Raw genomic sequence first — 20,373 nt, forward strand, 5'->3', positions numbered from 1 at the left:
GCTAGATCAACAACTGCGGCAGCTAGATCAACAACTGCGGCAGCTAGATCAACAATTGCGGGAGCCGTTTCAACAAGTGCGGGAGCTAGATCAGTCGTCATCTTCACAACTACAGCTTTTACAACTAGCAGAAATCGTCCTTCTTGCCCCCTGCCCCCAAACCCATAACTTTGTACTTCATGCAAAACAAAACTGCTGTATGTTATGAGTAATCAGCAAGAACCGGAAAATTTAGCCTTTGACAATGAGGGTTCATTACAAACTTTAGTCAGAGCAATTACCTTTTCGCAGGGGCAATTTTCGCTGATTATATTGCGCTGTAATTATGTTGCTTTACGTCAGCGCATGGTAGAACGGCTGCACCAAGTCTCTCCTGTGGAAATATGCGAAATTACCTTACCTGCATCAGTCAAAACTCTTTACACAAATATACGCGAACAACTGGGAGATGAACAGCCACCTGCATTGATGATTTTTGGTTTGGAGTCGGTTAAAGATATTGATACAGTTCTGACTTCAGCTAACCAAGTACGGGAGGAGTTTAGAAAGAACTTCCCGTTTCCGATATTGTTGTGGGTTAATGATTCAGTTCTGCAAAAATTTATTCGATTAGCTACTGATTTAGAAAATTGGGCAACTATCATCGAGTTTGAAAACCCTACTGATGAGTTAGTCAACTTCCTTCAGCAAAAAACTGATGAAATCTTTGCTGGTAATATCACGCCCAATCCCCAAATGTGCCGGGAACTAGAAACCGCCCGTCAAGATTTGCAAAATCGAGGAGAAGTATTAGAAGCAGCACTTCAAGCAAGTTTAGAGTTTTTGCTTGGTTTAAATGATTATCTACATGACCAGATAGATTCTGCTCTATCACATTATCAACAAAGCTTGGGGTTCTGGCGACAAAGTAATTATTTAGAGCGAAAAGGTATATTACTCGTTAATATTGCTTCAGCTTATAACCGCCAATCTGAAAAAATTCCAACAGAAAATCAACGCTATTGGCAAGAGTCGAGAAATTATTTTCAGCAAGCTATTGAGATTTTTGAACAAGCACAACGTTCAGATTTAGTTGCCAAACATATTACTAAACTGGGTGAAGTGCTGCGAGATTTGCAAGCATGGCCAGAGTTGCAAATCCTTGTAGAAAAATCTCTGCCGCTACATCAAAATTATGGCACACCGTTGCAATTGGCTAAAGATTATGGTTTTTTGGCAGAAGTAGCCTTAGAACAGTCACGCTGGGATGAAGCTAATCAATTCGCAGGGCAAGCATTAGAAATATTGGCTGAGATACCTAATTTACAATCAAATGAATTTGGTTTGTATTGGTTTATTTTAGCCAAATCACAACAGGGTTTAGGTCAAGTTCAAGCAGCAATTACTAATTTAGAAGCTGCGAAAATTGAAAGTCATCATCAGTATAACCCACAATTATATATATCTATATTAGAAAGATTATGCTTACTCTACTTTAAGCAAGGTGAATATCTCAAAGCTTTTCATATTAAGCAAGAACAATTACAAATTGAACAACAGTATGGTTTCCGCGCTTTTGTTGGTGCATCTTATCTCAACCCGCAGCGACAGGCAATTAATTCTGCACAGTTCCAAGCTGAAAATCCTGAAACAATTGCTGAAGAGATTGCTACTTCTGGTCGGGGACAAGATGTTAAACGGTTGCGAGAAAGAATTGGTGGGACTGAGCATAAATTAACTGTAATTCATGGTCAGTCAGGAGTGGGTAAAAGTTCAATTTTACAGGGTGGATTAATCCCTGCGTTGCAACAGCAAGCAATTGGTGAGCGAGATGCTTTACCTATTTTGTTACGAGTTTATACAGATTGGGTGGGAATGTTGGGGCAGTGTTTAGCTAAGGCTTTTGAGGAAATCAGAGGTAATAAATTATTTGCTAATCTTGATTCTTCAGCAGCTATTTTAGAACAATTACGGAGAAATGCTGACCGAAATTTGTTGACGGTTTTAATATTTGACCAGTTTGAGGAGTTTTTCTTTGTTTATCCAGACCAAGTCCAACGACGAGCATTTTATGAGTTTTTGCGAGTTTGTCTAGATATTCCTTTTGTCAAGATAATTCTGTCTTTGCGAGAAGATTATTTACATTATTTATTAGAATTAGACCGTCTGTTTAATTTAACTGCAATTAATAATAATATTCTCGATAAAAATATTCGCTATTATTTGGGTAACTTTTCGCCAGCCGATGCGAAGGCTGTTGTGCAGAGTTTAACAGAACGCTCTCAATTTTATCTCGAACCTGCACTGATTGATGAATTAGTGCTGGATTTAGCAGGTGAGTTGGGGGAAGTACGCCCAATTGAGTTGCAAATTGTGGGGACGCAATTGCAAACTGAGAAAATTACAACTTTAGAAAAGTATCGTCAGTTTGGCACTAAAGAAAAACTGGTTGAGCGATTTTTAGAAGAAGTTATTCAAGATTGTGGCGCGGAGAATGAACAGGTTGCACGACTGGTTTTATATTTACTCACAGATGAAAATGGTACTCGTCCCCTGAAGACTCGTGCTGAGTTAGCCGCAGATTTGGTCGCAGAAGTTGAAAAATTAGATTTGGTGTTAGAGATTTTTGTGGCATCAAGGTTAGTATTGCTATTACCAGAATCGCCTGCTGACCGTTATCAATTGGTGCATGATTATTTAGTATCTCTTATTCGTCAACAGCAGGGAGATAAATTAATTACAGAGCTTGAAAAGGAAAGAACACGACGCAAACTTAGTGAAGATAGACTCATTCGTGTAGTAAATGCAAATGAGATATTGACAACCGCTCAACAGCAAGCGAAGCGGGAACCGTTGGAGCAAAAAATTAACATTAGGTGGGTAATATTAATGAGCTTGATTAAAGCTATAAGCATTGCAGGCTTTGTTTCTATTGTGCGTCTTTATGGCTTGCTGCAACCTTTAGAGTTAAGAGTTTATGACCAGATGTTGCGATCGCGTCCAGCAGAAGCACCCGATCGGCGGATTGTGCTAGTAAAAATTACTGATGAGGATCTCAAACGAGAGAAATGGCCTCTATCAGATCGGATAATTAATCAGCTATTAAAGAAAATAGAGTCTTATCAACCGCGAATTGTTGGTTTATATCTTTTCCGCCCAGAAGACAATAATTTGGCGGCTAATCTCCAAAATCAAGATAACATTGTCACTACCTGTTTGTTCAGCAGCTTGGATAGAGATGAAATTCCCCCGCCGCCGAATGTCCCTATAGATAATGTTGGGTTTAGCGATGTAGTTGCTGATCATGAAAACGACCAAATTCTCCGCCGTACCTTATTATTTGCCAACTCTACAGACAAGAAATGTACAACATCATTTGCATTTGGTGCATTAATTGCAATTAATTATCTAGAAAAACAAGGTATTGCATACGATTTTACTAAAAAAGGAGATTTTATCTTAGGTAAAACTTTGTTTCCACGTTTACAAACTAATTCTGGTGGCTACCAAAATTTGGATGCAGGGGGCTATCAAATATTATTAAATTACCATCACCCCAATAGCCTCGCCGACCAAGTAAACCTCACAGATGTTCTTAGTGATCGAGTCAACCCCAATTTATTCAAAGACCGTCTGGTAATTATTGGCACTACAGCAGCTAATATCCCTCCAAGTGGCTTTTATACGCCCTACAGCGCTTTACCAGATCAACCAGCTAGAATGCCTGCTCTGTTTATTCATGCACAGATGGCAAGTCAACTGATTAGTACAGTGTTGGATGGGCGACCTTTAATTAAAACTTGGTCTGAATCAATGGAATCGTTATGGATCTTCGGTTGGTCTGTGGTAGGAGCCAGTATTAGTTTAATGTTATGGAGATTGCGTTCTTTGCAACTGCCAGCCCTTATTATATTCATAGCAATGACTTGCCTTGCTGGGGGTTGTTACATGGCTTTTATACTAGGTTGGTGGTTACCTCTAATTCCTGCAATCGTAACCCTATTATGCTCTATAATTCCTACGCCATTAGTACCCAGCTATCCTTTAGATAAACTGCGCTTTCAGCGGACTTTAGAGTTGATCTTAGAAGCTTATAATGAAAATCTAGCTGATGCTCGCATAGCTGTTGAATATCTGATCTACTCTAATCCCTCCAAAAGAACTACTACAGAAGGACTGGTTAGTGTTGCAATAGATGCACTCAACTCTTGTCAGACTCTTGAAAGCATAGCTGCCTTTGCGAATCAAATAGCTTGGATGCCTTCTCAGCTGCCAAAACCTTTTAGCTCCCTACTGTTGGTATTTTTGCGAATTAGCCAAGGAGTAAAAACTGCTTTGGATGAGACATCAGTATACCACCAGCGCCAATTGCTTGAACAGTCAGTAACTACCTTACGTTTTCTCTCAGCAAACTTAGCCTCAGAAAACTTAAGTTCCAATTCTGCGACTTTTAGAAATATTGCCGAACGTTGGTTAGCAATCTTAAATGATAGGGTTAGGAAATGAAGAAATAACCCTTTCACGAGTTTCGCAAGGTTGTAACTGATTGCATAGTTATCTGAAGAATAGCTCCACAGTGAGTAAGAGCGATCGCTATCTGTGCGACGATATCAAGTAAAAACCAAGTGAAAAATTATGCATCGCCGGATTAATATCAGCTAGCCAGATAAAACGTCATTACGAGTGCAACGATCACAAAGCGTCTCGTTCGCGTAGCGTTCCGAAGGAAAGAGAAGCAATCACAAGCTCCATCCGGTAGCAATGCGATCGCCTGAAAACAGATTTTCATTGTAGGATAGGCGATCGCCTCTATCTATTCGATGTAGCTCAAGCAATATTTTGCGATCGCCCTTTCATAGTGAATCAAAGCGATTTTAACTAAAGCGCGATGGCACTACTTCTACTTGTCCATTAGGCGATCGCTTCTTTAATTCTTCTGCTTTTATAGCCCAATACGGTTGGGTTAAGGGTTATTGGTACAAAATATTGGGTTTTGAGACGCGGTAAATCGCCGTCTCTACAAGTGTTTTGGTCTTATCTGAACTGTATTGGCTTTTAGCCCACTGCATAGTCACTCATTTCACGCATGAAAGGAGGATGAAAACCTAGCACAATATCTTGTTTTGGCACGCCCAAATCGACTAAATCTGCCGCAATATCATGCTCGGTTGAATTGTAAAAAATCCAGATTTTCTCATTCCGAATATCCAGATGCATTACACAATGATGTACCCAGCGCTTATGCTGCCAACCCAGATGCACAATTTGATAGCGATCTCGCAGCGTATCAAAGATAGTCTCAACCTCAATATCACCATAAGCTGGCTTAACTTCTGCGTAACCCATCAACAATTGCTGCACGATTTGCTGATAGTTCTTTAATTTATCCATCAGTTCTTCCATTGGGAAATTTGCTCCAATTCAATGTCGTAAACAATCATTTTTACGGTATTTTCTTGTAGCATTGAGGCTGGAAAATCAAGTTGAAAGAAGCTGTTATAGATTAGATCGGGGACGGCTAGATAGAGAATGCGATCGGGTTCTTGACGACGCAATGCAGCCCGATAGTTAATAAACTGCCCCAGTGCTGTATGAAACTCTGAAATTGCCGATGCACTAGCCAAAAAACTTTTGACTTCAACCGCAATTTTTTTATCTCCTCGCTCCGCCGCCAGTAATCGTTCTGCCCCCAAGTCAATTTCCATATCTACACCACCTACTTTAATCTGAAGCGGATCGTGAGTAACATTCCACCCATCCTTAGCAAGAGCCGTCTTAACAACTTGATGAAAACGATCCTTAGCCACAACAGACGATCCGATCTAGAGGTGCAATTTAAACCTATCACACCAAGCAAAAGAGCGATCGCTTTTTCTAGTAGCCAGAGTAACTCGATTTTAACTGCTTCCCCAATTGTGCAATTGGGGTTTACTTGCAGTCTCATCTACTCCCAAAGCTTAGATGCGATCGCCTGCATCAGGCATTTTGCACCATCCAAACCAGTTTGCCCAAAATTTGCTCAACTGGTGGCAGTGGATAATCGGTCAGGTCAATCGTAACAGTTTGCCCTTCTAGTTTAAGAAACCGCCAAACTGTACCACTCGTTACCGTTCCGTAGATGGTTGAAATCGGCTGCTGCTTCTGTTGATTAAAGCGTTGAGCTGCCACCATCTCGGCTAAACATTCTCCCAGTGCTGGTTTAAGGTCTTCTTTCTTCGCTGACACCAAAACTACCGCAGGAGCCTTAATAAACAACTGCTCTGGAGAGCGACTAATTAAAAAATCGACATAACCCGTCAAATCAACCTCTGGCTGCACGCTGAACTCTTCACCCGAAAAGACACTAATTTGTCCTTTGAACTGACGTTTGACTTCTAACAAAACTGGATTGATAATACCTTCAGAACGCGCTTTTTCAGTACTGACTGCGATCGCCCAAGGCAGCGTTTCTTTGAGTGTATCTTTGAGTAAAGAACTTGGATTGACTGGGGAAATTTCAAGCAGAAAGCGTAGTTTACCGCCGTAGGCATCGCCTTCAATGATAGTAAGTTGAAAATCCTCTACAGCTTTACTGAGAGTAAATTTACTATAAGGCATCAGGATTTTCCCTATTATTTTCTTATATAAAAACTATTTAATTAACGCGTAGCGAGCAAGATGCTTTCAATCCCAAACCCGTCGCAAATTAAAGACAAAACCTGGTAACACCGCTTCACCCGACAACTCAGCAGGATTCTCTAACACTTCCACATCTTTAGCCAGTCGATAAATTTCCACCCGTCGCTGCTGCGCATCGATTAACCAACTAAGTTTCGCGCCATTGTCGATATACTCCCTCAATTTATCTTGCAGGGACTTGAGGGTATCTGAACTAGAGCGTAACTCAACCACAAAATCGGGGCAGATATTAGCAAACGTTCCTTTTTGTGCCGAAGTAAGCACCTGCCATCGTTCTCCACTCACCCAAGAGGCATCGGGGGAGCGAGTCGCACCATTGGGTAACATACAGCCCAATGGACTTAGGCAACTCAATTAATAGAGTTTCGGTTTCTGGACTAGCGGGGGTTTGTACCATCTTGACCTCTTACCAATAGGGATTCGGTAAATGATGCATACCCTATTAACTAACAAATTCTACAAGCTTTCTTAGTGTCCGCCTCCGGCACTGTGCGATCGCCCAAGCGTCTCGAACGCGATCGCAATTGCAGATAATTATAAGCCAATACGCTTGGGTTAAGGCTAAAACTCTTTTTTTTAACGAACCGCCATCTCTACAAGAGGCTTTCGCCAACGTGTAGCGTCTCGTTAGAGAAGGATGCAAAGATAAAAAAGGAAGAAATGCTTAACCTAAGCGTATTGAATTATAAGCGATCGCCATCTCTTCTCTAACTCCCTTCTCCTCTCATGGAATGATGAAGTAAAAAGGACTCTTTATGGGAGATTAGGTAATCTGGCAATTTACGATCACCCAAAAGATTTGCTACAACACTATGACTCTTCTATTCTGGGCGCAAATGCTTAAATATTAAAAGGTAAGCGATCGCAGTCAATTCATCAACGAAGTTCATCATTAGACTTCTGGACATTTGTCGGGAAAAGGGTAAGGGGGAAGGGGGAAAGGTTCTGTATTGTCCCCTTCCCCTTTAACATGAACCCCTTTTCCCTCTCTTGCAAAAAGCACTTTTGCAAGAGACTCCATGAGCTACGCTCACAAGGAACAATGAAAATGTCTTTTCCTCCTGCCTCCTGCCTTCTGCCTTATTTTCAAGGCAGGTCTATTGAACCTATTAACTTAAACAGTTCAGTTAGAGACAAAAACAAAGAAGATATTCCCTAAGCAGGAGATAAATGTTAGGACATCTGTCCTAATGTAATTATTCTATGGAAAAAAAATACAGATATGTCTGTAACCAAGCAAGTGGAAATTTTAGATTTAATTCGGGAACTTCGTCAACAGCTCAATCTTTCTCAGAAACAGTTTGCTGCTAAAGTAGGAGTTTCTTTCAAAACAGTCAACCGTTGGGAGAATGGGCATACAGTCCCTTCACATATAGCACTAAAACTAATAGAAGAAATGTTACGGAAGATGGGTGAACCTGGGAAAAGACTGCTAAATCAGTATTTTCCAGAAGCAGAGTAGGGTTATGAGTCGTAAGGCAAGGGCATCGGAATCCCAAAACATCTTTTTTGGCAATAGAGACAAGGGCGCATTCATCCGGGAGAAACTGCTGCACTATGGTGTTGCTTTCCTATCCGTTGCCTTAGCACTGTGGGCAACTCTGCTGCTCAATCCATATCTCACTTCCACGCCTGCGGCACTGTTTTTTGGTGCAGTGATGGTGAGTGCCTGGTACGGAGGCTTAGGGCCAGGTTTACTTGCAACCGTTTTGTCTACTTTTGCAGTCAATTACTTCTTTTTTAAGCCACTCCATCCGCAGAACATTACAAATCCGAATATTGTAGTTCCCTTGATAGTGTTCATGCTGACAGCAGGGTTAATCAGCTGGCTCAACGAATCACGCCGCACCGCTCAACGGCAAGCTGAGGCAAACTTGAAGTCACTACACGAAAGCGAGGCCCGGTTTGGTCGCTTAACAGAGTCCAATATTATTGGGGTAATTGTGGCCAATCTCAACGGCTTAATCGTTGAAGCCAATGATGCCTTTCTAAAAATGCTCAATTATACCCGCGAGGATTTGTGCTCTGGCCGAATCCGCTGGGGCGAGATCGTTCCACTCGAATATATTGAGGTGAGCGAGCGAGCGATTCAAGAACTGACAATGACTGGGAGTTGTAAGCCTTTTGAGCAGGAATACATCTGCAAAGACGGCTCTCTAATTCCTGTTCTACTTGGCTTTGCTAAACAGGGAGATCGGACAATCATTGGGTTTGTTCTTGACTTAAGCGAACGCAAACAAGCCCAAGCAGAAGCCCAGCATCGCTCCCGTCAAGCAGAAGAAGCCCAGAGCATTTTGCAAATGCTTTTAGAACAAGTCCCAGAAGGAATTACGATCGCTGGCGGCCCTCCTGATTTCCCAATCATCGCTAACAGCAAACTCACGCAAGAGCTTTTGGGCAGACCGAATGAATCTCTCGTTGGTATATCTTGTGAATCTTATGTTCAGTCCTACAATCTGTTCTTGGCTGATGGTGTCACGCCCCTCACTTTAGAGCAACTACCTTTATACCGTGCTACGCGCTATGGTGAAACGATCCATGACGAAGAATGCATCATTGAACGTCCAGATGGAACTACAATTACAGCGATCGCCAATGTAGTGCCGATTCGCGATTCCCAAGGTGAAATTATCGGTGCAATAGATTGCTGGCGCGATATCACCAACCGTAAGCTGATGGAGGAAGCACTGCGGCAACGAGAAACAGAACTTCGTTTAATTACAGATACGCTGCCAGTTCTGATTACTTTTGTAGATTCAGAACAACGCTACCGCTTCAACAACCGAGCGTATCAAGAGTGGTTTGGGCATTCGACGGCAGAAGTTTATGGCAAGCATCTTTGGGAAGTTTTGGGTAAATCCGCTTATGAAGTGCTTCGTCCTTATGTGGAACAAGTACTGGCAGGAGAGCAGGTAACATTTGAAAGTCAAGTTCCTTATAAAGATGGTGGCACACGTTACATTAATGCCATTTACGTTCCCCAGTTTAATAGACAGGGAATCGTTGAAGGGTATGCGGCGTTAGTCACCGACATCAGCGAACAGCAAGCTGCGCTACGCGATCGCAACTTGGCAGAAAAAGCGCTACGTGACAGCGAGGAGCGATACCGAATTTTAACGGAAGTCTCACCACAGGCTATTTGGATGGGCGATCGCGATGGTGGTATTACCTATTGCAATCAATACTGGTTAGACTATACCGGACTGACAATGGAGCAGACAGCTGGCTATGGCTGGATTTATGTCATTCACCCCAACGATCGCGATCGCGTCTTGAAAACTTCGATGCAGGCTGTTGCTAATGCAACAGACTACGAAATAGAAATTCGCTTTCGTCAAGTTTCTGATGGTAGCTATCGTTGGCATATTGTCCGGGGTTTACCATTTCGAGATCCAAGCGGACAGATTACCAAATGGGTGGGTATCGCCAGCGACATTCACGATCGCAAAATTGCCGAAGCCGCTCTGCAACAACTCAACGAAATGCTAGAGCAACGGATTCAAGAACGCACTATCCAACTTGAAGCCGCCAATAAAGAACTTGAATCCTTCTCCTATTCAGTTTCTCACGACTTGCGGGCACCGCTGCGCCACATCGCCGGATTTGTAGAATTGCTTCAGAAACGGCATAACTCAACAACCTTAGATGAAACGAGTCAGCGCTATTTAAAAATAATTGCCGACACTGCCAAACAAGCAGGAATACTGATCGATGAATTGCTAACATTTTCTCGCATGGGGCGCACCGAAATGCGCTACATCAACCTCAATATGGAGGAATTGGTACATGAGGTAAAACGCGATTTGATTGCAGAAACTCCAGGACGCACAATCCATTGGCACATCGAATCACTGTTAGAAGTGCAAGGCGATCCCTCCATGCTGCGGCTCGTGCTTCGCAACCTGATGGGCAATGCCGTAAAATATAGCCAGACTCGAAACCCAGCAGAAATTACTGTTGGAAGTATTGACAATGAAAACGAAGTTATCTTTTTTGTACAAGATAACGGCGTAGGCTTTAATATGCAATATGTACACAAGCTATTCGGAGTATTTCAACGTCTACATAGCGACCCGCAATTTGAAGGTACTGGTGTTGGATTGGCAAACGTGCAACGCATTATTCATCGGCATAATGGTCGAGTTTGGGCAGAGGCTGTAGTTGACAGTGGCTCCACCTTTTATTTCTCGCTGCCTAAATTGTCCAAGAAGGAGAGTGATGAAAGAACTCAAGCGAATTCTGCTAATTGAAGACAGTGCCAACGATGCAGAGTTAATCCTAGCTGCCTTGTCAGAAAACCATCTCGCCAATGAAGTAGTGGTGGTACGTGATGGCGAAGAAGCACTAGATTATCTTTATCGCCGGGGATTGTTCCGGTTGCGAATGGAAGGGTATCCTGTGGTAGTGTTGCTCGATTTGAAACTGCCTAAAGTTGATGGATTAGAAGTATTGGCACAACTCAAATCTGACCCAGTAATGCGAGTGATTCCAGTGGTGGTACTGACTTCTTCCCGCGAGGAACCGGATTTAGTTCGATGCTACGAGCTAGGGGTCAATGCTTATGTTGTCAAGCCAGTAGACTACCATGATTTTGTTGATTCTATTAAAGGTGTGGGATTGTTTTGGGCGGTGATCAATCAGCCTCCGGTTGGTGCTTTACCTCCGGCACCTCATCTTCAAAAGGAGAGCAAGTGATGAATGTCCTCCGTTTTCTTCTTTTGGAAGACAGCGTGTTAGATGCAGAGCTAGCCCAAATGATATTAACCGAAGGAGGAATTAATTGCGAACTGATCCGAGTTGAAACTGATGCTGATTTCGTTGCCGCTTTAGAAACAGAGACTTTCGATTTAATTCTTGCCGATTATGCCTTGCCCTCTTTTAATGGAATTTTGGCTCTGGAAATTGCCCGAAATCGCACTCCAGAGGTTCCTTTTATTTTTGTTTCGGCTGTGCTGGGCGAAGAATTAGCGATCGAAGCTTTGAAGAACGGTGCAACCGATTATGTATTAAAGCAACGACTAGGGCGGTTAGTTCCCTCGGTGCAGCGAGCGTTGCGGGAAGCTAAGGAGCGGCGCAAGCGCAAGCAAGCAGAGGAGTCTTTACAAAAGAGTGAAGCCAAGTATCGCCGAATTGTAGATACCTCTTATGAGGGAATCTGGATGATTGACTCTCAAACTCGAACAGAGTTTGTGAATCAGCGGATATCGCAGATGTTAGGTTATCCAGCAGAAGAAATACTCGGTCGTTCTATATTTGATTTTATGGATCTGGCTGATGATATTGCAGATAAAGAGAAACTGGAGTGGTTCAAAGGAGAAGAGAGCGAGCTTAAAGAAGGGCGATTGCGCTGCCAGGATGGTTCGTACATCTGGACACTGATTTCTGCAAGGGCGATTTTGAATCAACAGGGTGAGTGCTTGGGTGCGATCGCCATGCTCACTGATATCACCGATCGCAAACGCACTGAAGAAGAACGCGATCGCCTTTTGCAACTTGAGCAAAAAGCCAGGGCGGAAGCTGAAGCTCTTAACCGCATCAAAGATGAGTTTTTGGCGGTACTTTCCCACGAATTGCGATCGCCCTTGAATCCGATTCTTGGTTGGGCAAAACTGTTGCAGAGCCGGAAATTTGATGAAGCATCGCTCAACAAAGCACTGAAAACTATTGAACGCAATGCCAAATTACAAGCTCAACTAATTGAAGACTTACTAGATGTTTCTCGCATCCTCCAAGGCAAACTCAGCCTCAACATGATTCCAGTCGATCTGGTATCTACCATTGAAGCCGCAATGGAAACAGTGCATTTGGCAGCAGAGGCTAAAACTATTCAGATTGAGACAATGCTCGATCCATCTGTAGGGAAAGTTTTGGGTGATCCAGCCCGCTTACAGCAAGTTTTCTGGAACCTTCTCTCGAATGCCGTCAAGTTTACTGAGACTGAGGGAAAAGTAAGTGTGCGATTGGAGCGCATCGAGGCTCAGGCGCAGATTACTGTCAGCGATACAGGTAAAGGTATTCACCCGAATTTTCTACCTTATGTATTTGATTATTTCCGTCAGGGTGACAGCACAACAACTAGAAAGTTTGGGGGATTAGGGTTAGGTTTAGCGATCGCTCGTCACTTGATTGAGATGCACGGGGGAACAGTTTGGGCGGAAAGCCCTGGTGAGGAAAAGGGAGCGATTTTCACAGTTAGGTTGCCGCTTATCAAGGACAATGCAACAATCAAGAATGATACAAATACTGATTCCTCAACTGCCGCTTTTCCCTACTCTCCCCTCATGGGTTTACAAGTGCTGGTTGTGGATGACAATGATGATAGCCGCGACTTTTTCAGCTTTGTACTAGAACAATTTGGTGCGATCGTCACCGCAGTAGCATCTGGATATGAAGCATTACAAGCGCTAACCCAGTCAAAGCCAGATATCTTACTCAGCGATATTGGAATGCCAGAAATGAACGGCTATATGCTGATGCAACAGGTGCGAACTCTAGAAGCAGAACTGGGCAAAAAAAAGATACCTGCGATCGCTCTGACTGCTTATGCCGGTGAAATCAATCAGCAGTACGCACTAAAAGCAGGGTTTCAACAGCACATTGTTAAACCTGTAGCACCAGAGGAATTGCTTATGGCAATTTCTAACTTAGTCCAATCTACTTAATCTACAAATAATTTGGGATAATTGATTTTTTGCAAGCCTTTAACGCATATTTAATTTCATTAAATGTCTAATCATTCATGAATAGACCTGCCTTGAAAATAGAGGCTGAAACAACGCAAAATCGTTCCAAGATCATTTTCATTGTTCCTTGTGAGCGCAGCTCATGGAGTCTCTTGCAAAAATATATTTTTGCACTCTTAGGGAAAAGGAAAAAGGTTAAAGGGAAAGGATTTTGAGTTTCTTTACCCTTTTTCCCTTCCCCTTTACCCCGACTTTTGCAAGAAGTCTAATAATCAGAATCCCTGACTTCTCTAGAAAGTCGATAATCTTGTTGATCACAAATGATTCAGGATTGTTATATAGATAATTTTTATATAGTAGATTTAATAGTTCGCCAATTTTATCCGTGTTTGTACTCTATCATAACTTTACAGATACTCTTAGAATCAACCTAAATTTACTTCCGTAAGGAGTCGGATATGAAGACTTATGACATGTCTTTCATAAAGACCAATGGACTCACAACTTTGTTGGTATTTGTCTCAGTTATATTTATTTTATCATTTACTTTAATTATATTATTTTTTGAAAATATTCAAGGATTTTCAAATCAAGAAAAAATTGAATACATCACTCAAGCATTAACCACGATTGCCATAATTATTGGAGGATTGGCATTAATTCTTAATGGTTACTATACCTCCAGACTCTCTCTGGATGAGAATCACAGCTTGTTAACACAACTCCTAGCTGGAACACTACCTTGGGATAACAATATTATAAATTGCATCAATCAGACACAACTAACTCCCCAAGAAATTGTTTCCGAACGCTTTTCTAAAGCGATTGAACAATTGGGAAATGACAAGATTGAAACGCGATTTGCGGCAATTTATGCTTTAGAACGAATTGCCAAAGATTCTCCGAAAGATCATTGGACAATTATGGAAATTCTTGCTGCTTTTATCCGCGAGAATGCCCCAGTAAATAGAGAATATGAGGATGAGCCACTGCAATCATCAAAACTTCCTACAGATATTCAAACAGCCTTAACTGTCATTGGCAGACGCGATTCATCTAAAGATCCAGTCAATCAAAAACTCGATTTACGCAATACAGACCTGTGTAATGCAGACTTAACCGAAGCTAACCTCTCTAGAGCAATTTTTGTCGGAGCTAACTTGCAATGGGTCAATTTTACCAAAGTAAACCTTTCTGAAGCAGACTTATCTGTTACCTGCCTTTGTGGCTCAATTTTTTATGAAGCCAACCTGCAAAAAGCAATCCTTCCAGAAGCCAATCTCCAAGGCGCAGTTCTTAGAAAAGCGAACCTTTCCCAAGGAATTCTTTTTGATGCCAACTTGGAAGGGACAGTTCTTTGTGATGCCAACTTAACAGGAGCAATCCTTTGTGATGCCAACTTGGAAGGAGCAATCCTTTGTGATGCCAACTTGGAAGAAGCCAACTTTGAAGGTAGTAATCTCCAGGATACAAACCTGATTGGTAGTAACTTGCAAAGGGCAAAACTGGCTGGCGCTAATCTAGAAAGTGCATTACTGAGTACAGCTAACCTTCAAGAAGCTAATTTCCAAGAAGCTAACCTCTGTGGAGCAAACTTGAGCGGCTCGGAAAATGTAGAATCACAGCAGATTGAACAGGCAATTGGCGATCGCACAACCATCCTACCGGAAAATCTGAAAATACCTCAACATTGGCGGTAATAAAAACCTAAAATTTCAACATCTAAAACTTGATTACACGATAGGGACGCACAAATGTGCGTCCCTATCGTGTTTAATTTAGTACTCAAAACTAAAAAATTGCCAAAAACCTGATAGATATTCTCTATCAGTCTAAATTTGAGGCAATTTAAATCACGAACAATTATGAAACACCGAGAGGTTTCTAACACAGCTGCGATCAATACGGTTCGGTTAAAGGGGAAAGGGAAAGGGGGAAAAAACTTTTAACCCTTAACCTTTAACCTTTTCCCCAAAGGTAATTCTGAGTTCAAAATGCTTATCCGAACCGTATTGCAGCTGCGATCGCCACTGCAACTGCTGCTAGTCTAGTTTCCTGTAGCCAAGCTGGTAAATCCCCTAGCGTGCAAGCAGGATTGCCGAATATTCGTTGGCGAATGGCAACTAGCTGTCCCAAATCTTTGAGTACTTTTATCAACGCTCAAACAGTTTCCCGGCGAGTTGCAGAAAATTTTACCAGATGTATACTGCATCAGTAATGCTTGAGGTGCTATTTTTCCCGAAACTGCTTACCAAATGCTAATTGTTGAGATTATTTACCTCTACAAGAGGAATATTACACTAAAACCTGTAAAAGCGCATAATCAACGTATATTTACACTTCTCTGCTTAAACTCAAAACAATTTTTTGAACTTTAAGGAATAATTATGAACAATCCAGTAACGCCTGACATGCTGGTGGGTCTAGAAAACGCCCCAGAGGAAGTAAAAAATGTCTTGAGTACAGAACCGCGTCAACCAGAAAAAGACCCAACTTTAGGAATTCCAGTCTCTGTCAATCGAGAAGGTAGCCCTCGGCATCGACTAGTAACAATTGGGGACTCCTTAACTCATGGATTTCAAAGTGGAGCTATTTTTAACACCAAATTGTCTTATCCCATGCTCATAGCCCGTGAAATGGGATGGGATAAAAATTTTCGCTATCCAACCTATGCCAGTCCAGGAGATGGTTTACCAATGAACTTGGAAAGGCTAGTAAGAGAACTAAGTAATCGATTTCAGGTCGCAGATGGCATTAATGCCTTAGATATAGCTTTTGTTGTACCGTGGTTATCGCGTTATCTTAATGAAATAGAGAATTATTGGGAACGTGGTCAAGGAAAACAGCCCCCAGTAACAGGGTTATTCAACCATAATCTAGCTGTATATGGATGGGATCTGAGGAATACTTTATCTCGCACCGCAGATATCGCCAAAAAAGTTATCCAAACAACTCCTCCTAAAGATAATACTAATTTTCTTCAACAAACTCCAGAAAATGCTAATGAAATAGCAACATTGAGGGTTTTAAATAATGCACGCGATTCTTTGGGAAAGGCCTTAACTCCTCTAGAAGCTGCAATCAAGTTAAGCCATGAAGGAAATATAGAGACAGGCCAAGGTGATGGCATTGAAACGCTAATTATTTTGATCGGTGCCAACAATGCCCTGGGAAGTATTTTGACTTTTCACATTGAGTGGTCTGGTAAAGATTTTCAAGACATGGCAACGAATGACAAATATACTGTATGGCTTCCCAGTCATTTTAAAGCTGAACTTGACATGATTGTGGAGAAAGTTAAACAAATTAAAGCCCGCCACGTAATTTGGGGAACAGTTCCCCATGTGACAATCGCTCCTTTTGCTCGTGGTATTAACAAAGATAAAAATGGTCAAAAAGTAAAGGTCGGTTCTCGCTATTTCCCTTACTACGCCCCATTTTGGTTTAATGAGGAAACTTTCGACTCAAAACGGCATCCCCACCTGACTGCAAATCAGGCTAGAGCGATCGATAGCGTTATCGATGGGTACAACAAATATATTGTAGATGCGGTACGTGAAGGTCGAGAGCAAGGGAAAGACTGGTACTTATTTGAAACTGTTGCCTTGCTAGATCGTTTAGCTGTAAGACGTTATATTGAGGATAAACAAGCACGCCCCAATTGGTGGACTGAATATACTTTACCCCCAGCAATTGATGCACTCCGGCCCAAACCAGACTCACAGTTTTTTAAGTCCAACTCACAGGGTCGCTTACAAGGTGGTTTATTTTCCCTGGATGGGATTCATCCTACCACTATTGGTTATGGAATTATGGCACAGGAAATCATCAAAATCATGCAACTAGCTGGCGTAAAATTTTACCAGCCTGATGGAGTTAATGAACGCAAAGAAGATATTCAAATTGACTTTAAACGTTTGATCGAGCAAGATACACTCATTTCTCAGCCACCAACTGCTGTCTCTGCTGTCTTAGATTTTGTTGGTTGGTTAGATACAACCACAAATGTTATATCCCAAATGTATAGAGCTAGTTTATAACATTCTGTGCGCCCTTCCGGTTCAGCTCTTAGAAGTCGGGAATCTTGTTGTTCAATAGCCTTAATTCCGAAAAATCCTCTATGTGGTTTCACTAATGCCAATCTACCAACTCATCTGCTAGAGATTTTAAAGGTTTACTGTTATAGAAGAAATGCTTGCTAGAGTCTGGAGTGCATCAATTGTCGGCATCGATGCCGTCAAAGTCGGCGTAGAAGTCGATGTGTCAGGGGGATTACCGGGAATTGTTGTCTTGGGATTGCCAGATTCAGCGATTCAAGAGTCAAGAGAAAGAGTCAAAGCAACTTTGAAAAATACTGGCTTTGCCTTTCCGATGCGAAAGATAGTAATTAATTTAACTCCGGCAGATTTACGCAAAGAAGGCCCCTGTTTCGATTTGCCTATTAGTGTGGGAATTTTGGCGGCTTCTGAGCAAGTTAGCGCTGATTTGTTGGGGGATTATCTATTTTTGGGCGAAGTTTCTTTGGATGGCAGTTTGCGTCCTGTGGCTGGTGTATTACCGATCGCAGCAGCAGCCCAAAAGATGGGAATTGCAGGTTTAGTTCTCCCTGCTGATAATGCCCAAGAAGCGGCAGTGGTTGAAGATTTGGCTGTTTACGGCTGCAAGCATTTGTCTGAGGTGGTGGATTTTTTAAATAATCCGCGGCGTTACAAACCTATGCAGATAGATAGCATAACACAAACAACAACAGTATCCTACCCTGGTGCAGATTTGCATGATGTCAAAGGACAAGCTCATGCGCGTCGTGCTTTAGAAATTGCTGCGGCTGGTGGGCATAATCTATAATTATCTATAGCTAAATTGCCATAAAGCTTATAACATAAAGCTTTTACATTGTAGATATGTCAATAACGTTGACATCAGAAGTAAGTTGAGCCAAAAACGTTGGCATGAACCACTTGCACACTAGTATTACTATATAAAAACAATTTTTTAACTAAAGGTAATTAGCAATACTCATCATTCTAGATGTAAAAATAGCCCATTTAATAAAATAACAAAAATTTATTTTATTTAAAATAATAGTTTCTAACATTGACAAAGTTAATGGTATGATAAACGCACCTTGATGTTTGAAACAAATAGAATCCTTATTATTGTTGAAATAGGCTATTTCATCAATTGCATCTTGTGTATATCCATAACCTATAAAAAAACTTAAGCACCCTCCTTTACAACTACGCCAGCAGATTTTCTCTATTTCTGGCCTATCAACCTTATCCTGTTTTTTAGAAAAATTTTTGCACTCACCTATCATAAATTTTGGTTTCTCTTTAATCATACCCCAAACATCATATATAACTTCATCAACTGGAAGTAACTGTATATCTATTTGTCCTAAAGTAGTATCTCTATTAGTTATCTCTATACTATGGATTAGGTCTATTCTTTTAAACAATAATTTTACAAGTTCTTCTAACAAATTCCCTTGTTCAGTAGTATTTTTGAACTTTTTATTTAAAATCTTATCTAAACATTCTTTTTCTTTAATATACAAATCTGTAATGTCAAATATATTTTCACAATTTATGGAATTTGTTTTACGAAAACTTGCTTTGGATATATAAGAATTAATTTCATTTAAAAACTGGTTATTATCCATGCCTAATAATAAAGTTTATCATTCTTTTATGTTTTAACTAAATCAGTACTAGTTAACTTCAATGGCTGAACATATATCAATGTAGTGATAAAATCTTCCGCATACAAATAATCGCATTCTAAGCAGAATGGTAAATCTTCAACGAGAATTTGGTGAGATTCAGGACAAAAGTATCTTTTAATAATCTTAATATCCCCTTCCTTTTGTAATTTTACTAATGCTACATATATATTTCCTTCCCCAACTTTGCAGTTAGTAGCTAAATCAGAGATGCCAATTAAGCCTCCCCGATACTGAGTTTCAATATACATTTTTATACACTCAGCAATAGCTTTACACATTTTCTCACTCAAGACTGTTGATCTTTGACACTACATATGTGATGACTTCTTCTGGAGCATAACGTAGGAAATTTAACCCTCCACTTTTAGTTATAGCAAATGTGTATTTCTTTTTATCGTATATAAATAAAATTTTACTTTTATCTGAGTCTTTTAGAAGTTCTTCTAACATGGGTTTAATTAGAGGATGAGTCTCTTCCTCAATATTATCTAATTCTTCAAAACTAGCTTGTATTCTTGATGTTTTAATACCATTGACTGGGGCAGATGCACTTAAGTATTTTCCATTTAATGCTATTTTTAAAGCATCTATTTTTACAACTTTACTCAATGTTTTTACTACAGCGTAGGACTTAGCATCTTCTCGTTCACCAATAAATAAACTTTGTGCCATAGACAAAGGATTATGGGAGTCAAGTACAGCCGTATTTACAAAATCTCGTATAATATCAAATGACCCTCTTATTTCAATTAAATTCATATCTTTTCTAAAGATTAACTCAATTTCTTTTGTCGGATTGTATTCTTTTATTTCTAAGCCACTTGCAATTAATTTAGAACTATGAGATGCAGCAATTATAAGTAATACCTCTGATGGCAAAGATATATTTTGTCCATCTAATGTTAGAAATTTTTCTTTTAACTGGATGTGAGCATGTTTAGAAAAACTGTAGCGTTGTCCTAAAAATCTATTGTTATCCCATGTATTTACCCACGTAACGACTTTTTCTTTGTTAGGAATTTGAAGTAAGTACTCAGATTCTTTTGCACTAAAAAAATTGTCTCTCATAAATTCATTAAAAATAGTAAATAATTCTTTGTTTCCTTGCATAAGCTCATAATATAACTTGATTTCTTGAATAAGTTCTGCTTGCGTAACTTTATCAATATTTTCATCTGATTTATTATTTTTTAAATTTTTAACAAATTTTTTTAGTATATCTGTAGGTACTCGTTTTAATCTTGTAGTGAAGAAGTAGTCTATAAATTCTGGTTTTTGGATTTTGCTCATTGTTTTTTAAAAAGATAG

General features: G+C 40.6%; 15 protein-coding genes and 2 pseudogenes. 9 read left to right on the forward strand and 8 right to left on the reverse strand.

Annotation, left to right across the window (positions count from 1 at the left end):
* On the forward strand, window positions 1-208 hold a 208-nt coding region (locus tag RMY16_RS23350; protein ID WP_322738354.1), incomplete at its 5' end, for a hypothetical protein.
* Window positions 205-4,485: a CHASE2 domain-containing protein gene (locus tag RMY16_RS23355; RefSeq protein WP_322738355.1), complete on the forward strand. Its 4,281-nt coding sequence runs from the start codon at window positions 205-207 to the stop codon at window positions 4,483-4,485. The genes RMY16_RS23350 and RMY16_RS23355, both read left to right, overlap by 4 nt.
* Before the next feature lie 549 nt (window positions 4,486-5,034).
* Here the strand turns inward: RMY16_RS23355 and RMY16_RS23360 are convergent.
* From RMY16_RS23360 to RMY16_RS23375, 4 genes and pseudogenes are all read right to left on the reverse strand, one after another.
* Window positions 5,035-5,370 (reverse strand): XisI protein, encoded by a 336-nt coding sequence (locus RMY16_RS23360; protein ID WP_322738379.1) that lies wholly within the window; start codon window positions 5,368-5,370, stop codon window positions 5,035-5,037.
* Window positions 5,370-5,786, reverse strand: coding sequence for an element excision factor XisH family protein (locus RMY16_RS23365; protein ID WP_322682842.1), 417 nt, complete (start codon window positions 5,784-5,786; stop codon window positions 5,370-5,372). Before RMY16_RS23365 ends, RMY16_RS23360 begins: the two co-directional genes overlap by 1 nt.
* A 169-nt stretch (window positions 5,787-5,955) precedes the next feature.
* Window positions 5,956-6,576 carry a hypothetical protein gene (locus RMY16_RS23370; protein ID WP_322738356.1) on the reverse strand — a complete coding sequence of 207 codons (621 nt, stop codon included), beginning with the start codon at window positions 6,574-6,576 and terminating at the stop codon, window positions 5,956-5,958.
* Window positions 6,577-6,642: 66 nt separating this feature from the next.
* Window positions 6,643-6,999 (reverse strand): annotated as a pseudogene (locus RMY16_RS23375) (Uma2 family endonuclease); the annotation flags it as partial.
* Between the two features lie 880 nt (window positions 7,000-7,879).
* On the opposite strand from RMY16_RS23375, the gene RMY16_RS23380 reads away from it, so the two are divergent.
* From RMY16_RS23380 to RMY16_RS23400, 5 genes are all read left to right on the forward strand, one after another.
* The gene (locus tag RMY16_RS23380; protein WP_322668026.1) at window positions 7,880-8,119 is read left to right on the forward strand and encodes a helix-turn-helix transcriptional regulator; all 240 of its coding nucleotides are present in this window, start codon (window positions 7,880-7,882) and stop codon (window positions 8,117-8,119) included.
* Between the two features lie 4 nt (window positions 8,120-8,123).
* Window positions 8,124-10,907: a PAS domain S-box protein gene (locus tag RMY16_RS23385; RefSeq protein WP_322738358.1), complete on the forward strand. Its 2,784-nt coding sequence runs from the start codon at window positions 8,124-8,126 to the stop codon at window positions 10,905-10,907.
* Entirely contained in the window at window positions 10,876-11,352 is a 477-nt protein-coding gene (locus RMY16_RS23390) for a response regulator (RefSeq protein ID WP_322738359.1), read from the forward strand. The genes RMY16_RS23385 and RMY16_RS23390 overlap by 32 nt, the downstream gene beginning before the upstream one ends.
* Window positions 11,352-13,319, forward strand: a complete 1,968-nt coding sequence (locus RMY16_RS23395) for a response regulator (protein ID WP_322738360.1) — start codon at window positions 11,352-11,354, stop codon at window positions 13,317-13,319. The genes RMY16_RS23390 and RMY16_RS23395 overlap by 1 nt, the downstream gene beginning before the upstream one ends.
* 494 nt (window positions 13,320-13,813) lie before the next feature.
* On the forward strand, window positions 13,814-15,040 hold the full coding sequence (locus RMY16_RS23400; protein ID WP_322738361.1) for a pentapeptide repeat-containing protein: 1,227 nt from the start codon (window positions 13,814-13,816) through the stop codon (window positions 15,038-15,040).
* A gap of 298 nt (window positions 15,041-15,338) precedes the next feature.
* Here the strand turns inward: RMY16_RS23400 and RMY16_RS23405 are convergent, their stop codons facing one another.
* The gene (locus RMY16_RS23405; RefSeq protein WP_322738362.1) at window positions 15,339-15,497 is read right to left on the reverse strand and encodes a hypothetical protein; all 159 of its coding nucleotides are present in this window, start codon (window positions 15,495-15,497) and stop codon (window positions 15,339-15,341) included.
* Between the two features lie 230 nt (window positions 15,498-15,727).
* Here RMY16_RS23405 and RMY16_RS23410 point away from each other — a divergent pair, with 230 nt between their 5' ends.
* Window positions 15,728-17,380 carry a hypothetical protein gene (locus RMY16_RS23410; RefSeq protein WP_322738363.1) on the forward strand — a complete coding sequence of 551 codons (1,653 nt, stop codon included), beginning with the start codon at window positions 15,728-15,730 and terminating at the stop codon, window positions 17,378-17,380.
* Window positions 17,381-17,531: 151 nt separating this feature from the next.
* A pseudogene (locus tag RMY16_RS23415) lies at window positions 17,532-18,182 on the forward strand (magnesium chelatase domain-containing protein); the annotation flags it as partial.
* Between the two features lie 154 nt (window positions 18,183-18,336).
* On the opposite strand, the gene RMY16_RS23420 reads toward RMY16_RS23415, so the two are convergent.
* From RMY16_RS23420 to RMY16_RS23430, 3 genes are read right to left on the reverse strand one after another with little or no spacing between them, the layout of a single operon-like run.
* Window positions 18,337-19,002, reverse strand: a complete 666-nt coding sequence (locus RMY16_RS23420; protein ID WP_322738364.1) for a hypothetical protein — start codon at window positions 19,000-19,002, stop codon at window positions 18,337-18,339.
* A gap of 26 nt (window positions 19,003-19,028) precedes the next feature.
* Window positions 19,029-19,343, reverse strand: a complete 315-nt coding sequence (locus RMY16_RS23425) for a hypothetical protein (protein WP_322738365.1) — start codon at window positions 19,341-19,343, stop codon at window positions 19,029-19,031.
* 4 nt (window positions 19,344-19,347) lie between these two features.
* Complete coding sequence (locus tag RMY16_RS23430; protein WP_322738366.1) at window positions 19,348-20,355, reverse strand: hypothetical protein; 1,008 nt, start codon at window positions 20,353-20,355, stop codon at window positions 19,348-19,350.
* Window positions 20,356-20,373 lie beyond the last annotated feature (18 nt).

The organism is Nostoc sp. DedQUE12b (assembly GCF_034530835.1).
GTDB lineage: Bacteria > Cyanobacteriota > Cyanobacteriia > Cyanobacteriales > Nostocaceae > Nostoc.

Bases quoted from the DNA above. Each gene is read 5' to 3' on its own strand.
- RMY16_RS23420 (WP_322738364.1), bottom strand. From the start codon at position 19,002: ATGGATAATAACCAGTTTTTAAATGAAATTAATTCTTATATATCCAAA.
- RMY16_RS23410 (WP_322738363.1), top strand. From the start codon at position 15,728: ATGAACAATCCAGTAACGCCTGACATGCTGGTGGGTCTAGAAAACGCC.
- RMY16_RS23380 (WP_322668026.1), top strand. From the start codon at position 7,880: ATGTCTGTAACCAAGCAAGTGGAAATTTTAGATTTAATTCGGGAACTT.
- RMY16_RS23430 (WP_322738366.1), bottom strand. From the start codon at position 20,355: ATGAGCAAAATCCAAAAACCAGAATTTATAGACTACTTCTTCACTACA.
- RMY16_RS23395 (WP_322738360.1), top strand. From the start codon at position 11,352: ATGAATGTCCTCCGTTTTCTTCTTTTGGAAGACAGCGTGTTAGATGCA.
- RMY16_RS23355 (WP_322738355.1), top strand. From the start codon at position 205: ATGAGTAATCAGCAAGAACCGGAAAATTTAGCCTTTGACAATGAGGGT.
- RMY16_RS23360 (WP_322738379.1), bottom strand. From the start codon at position 5,370: ATGGATAAATTAAAGAACTATCAGCAAATCGTGCAGCAATTGTTGATG.
- RMY16_RS23370 (WP_322738356.1), bottom strand. From the start codon at position 6,576: ATGCCTTATAGTAAATTTACTCTCAGTAAAGCTGTAGAGGATTTTCAA.
- RMY16_RS23390 (WP_322738359.1), top strand. From the start codon at position 10,876: ATGAAAGAACTCAAGCGAATTCTGCTAATTGAAGACAGTGCCAACGAT.
- RMY16_RS23425 (WP_322738365.1), bottom strand. From the start codon at position 19,343: ATGTGTAAAGCTATTGCTGAGTGTATAAAAATGTATATTGAAACTCAG.
- RMY16_RS23385 (WP_322738358.1), top strand. From the start codon at position 8,124: ATGAGTCGTAAGGCAAGGGCATCGGAATCCCAAAACATCTTTTTTGGC.
- RMY16_RS23400 (WP_322738361.1), top strand. From the start codon at position 13,814: ATGTCTTTCATAAAGACCAATGGACTCACAACTTTGTTGGTATTTGTC.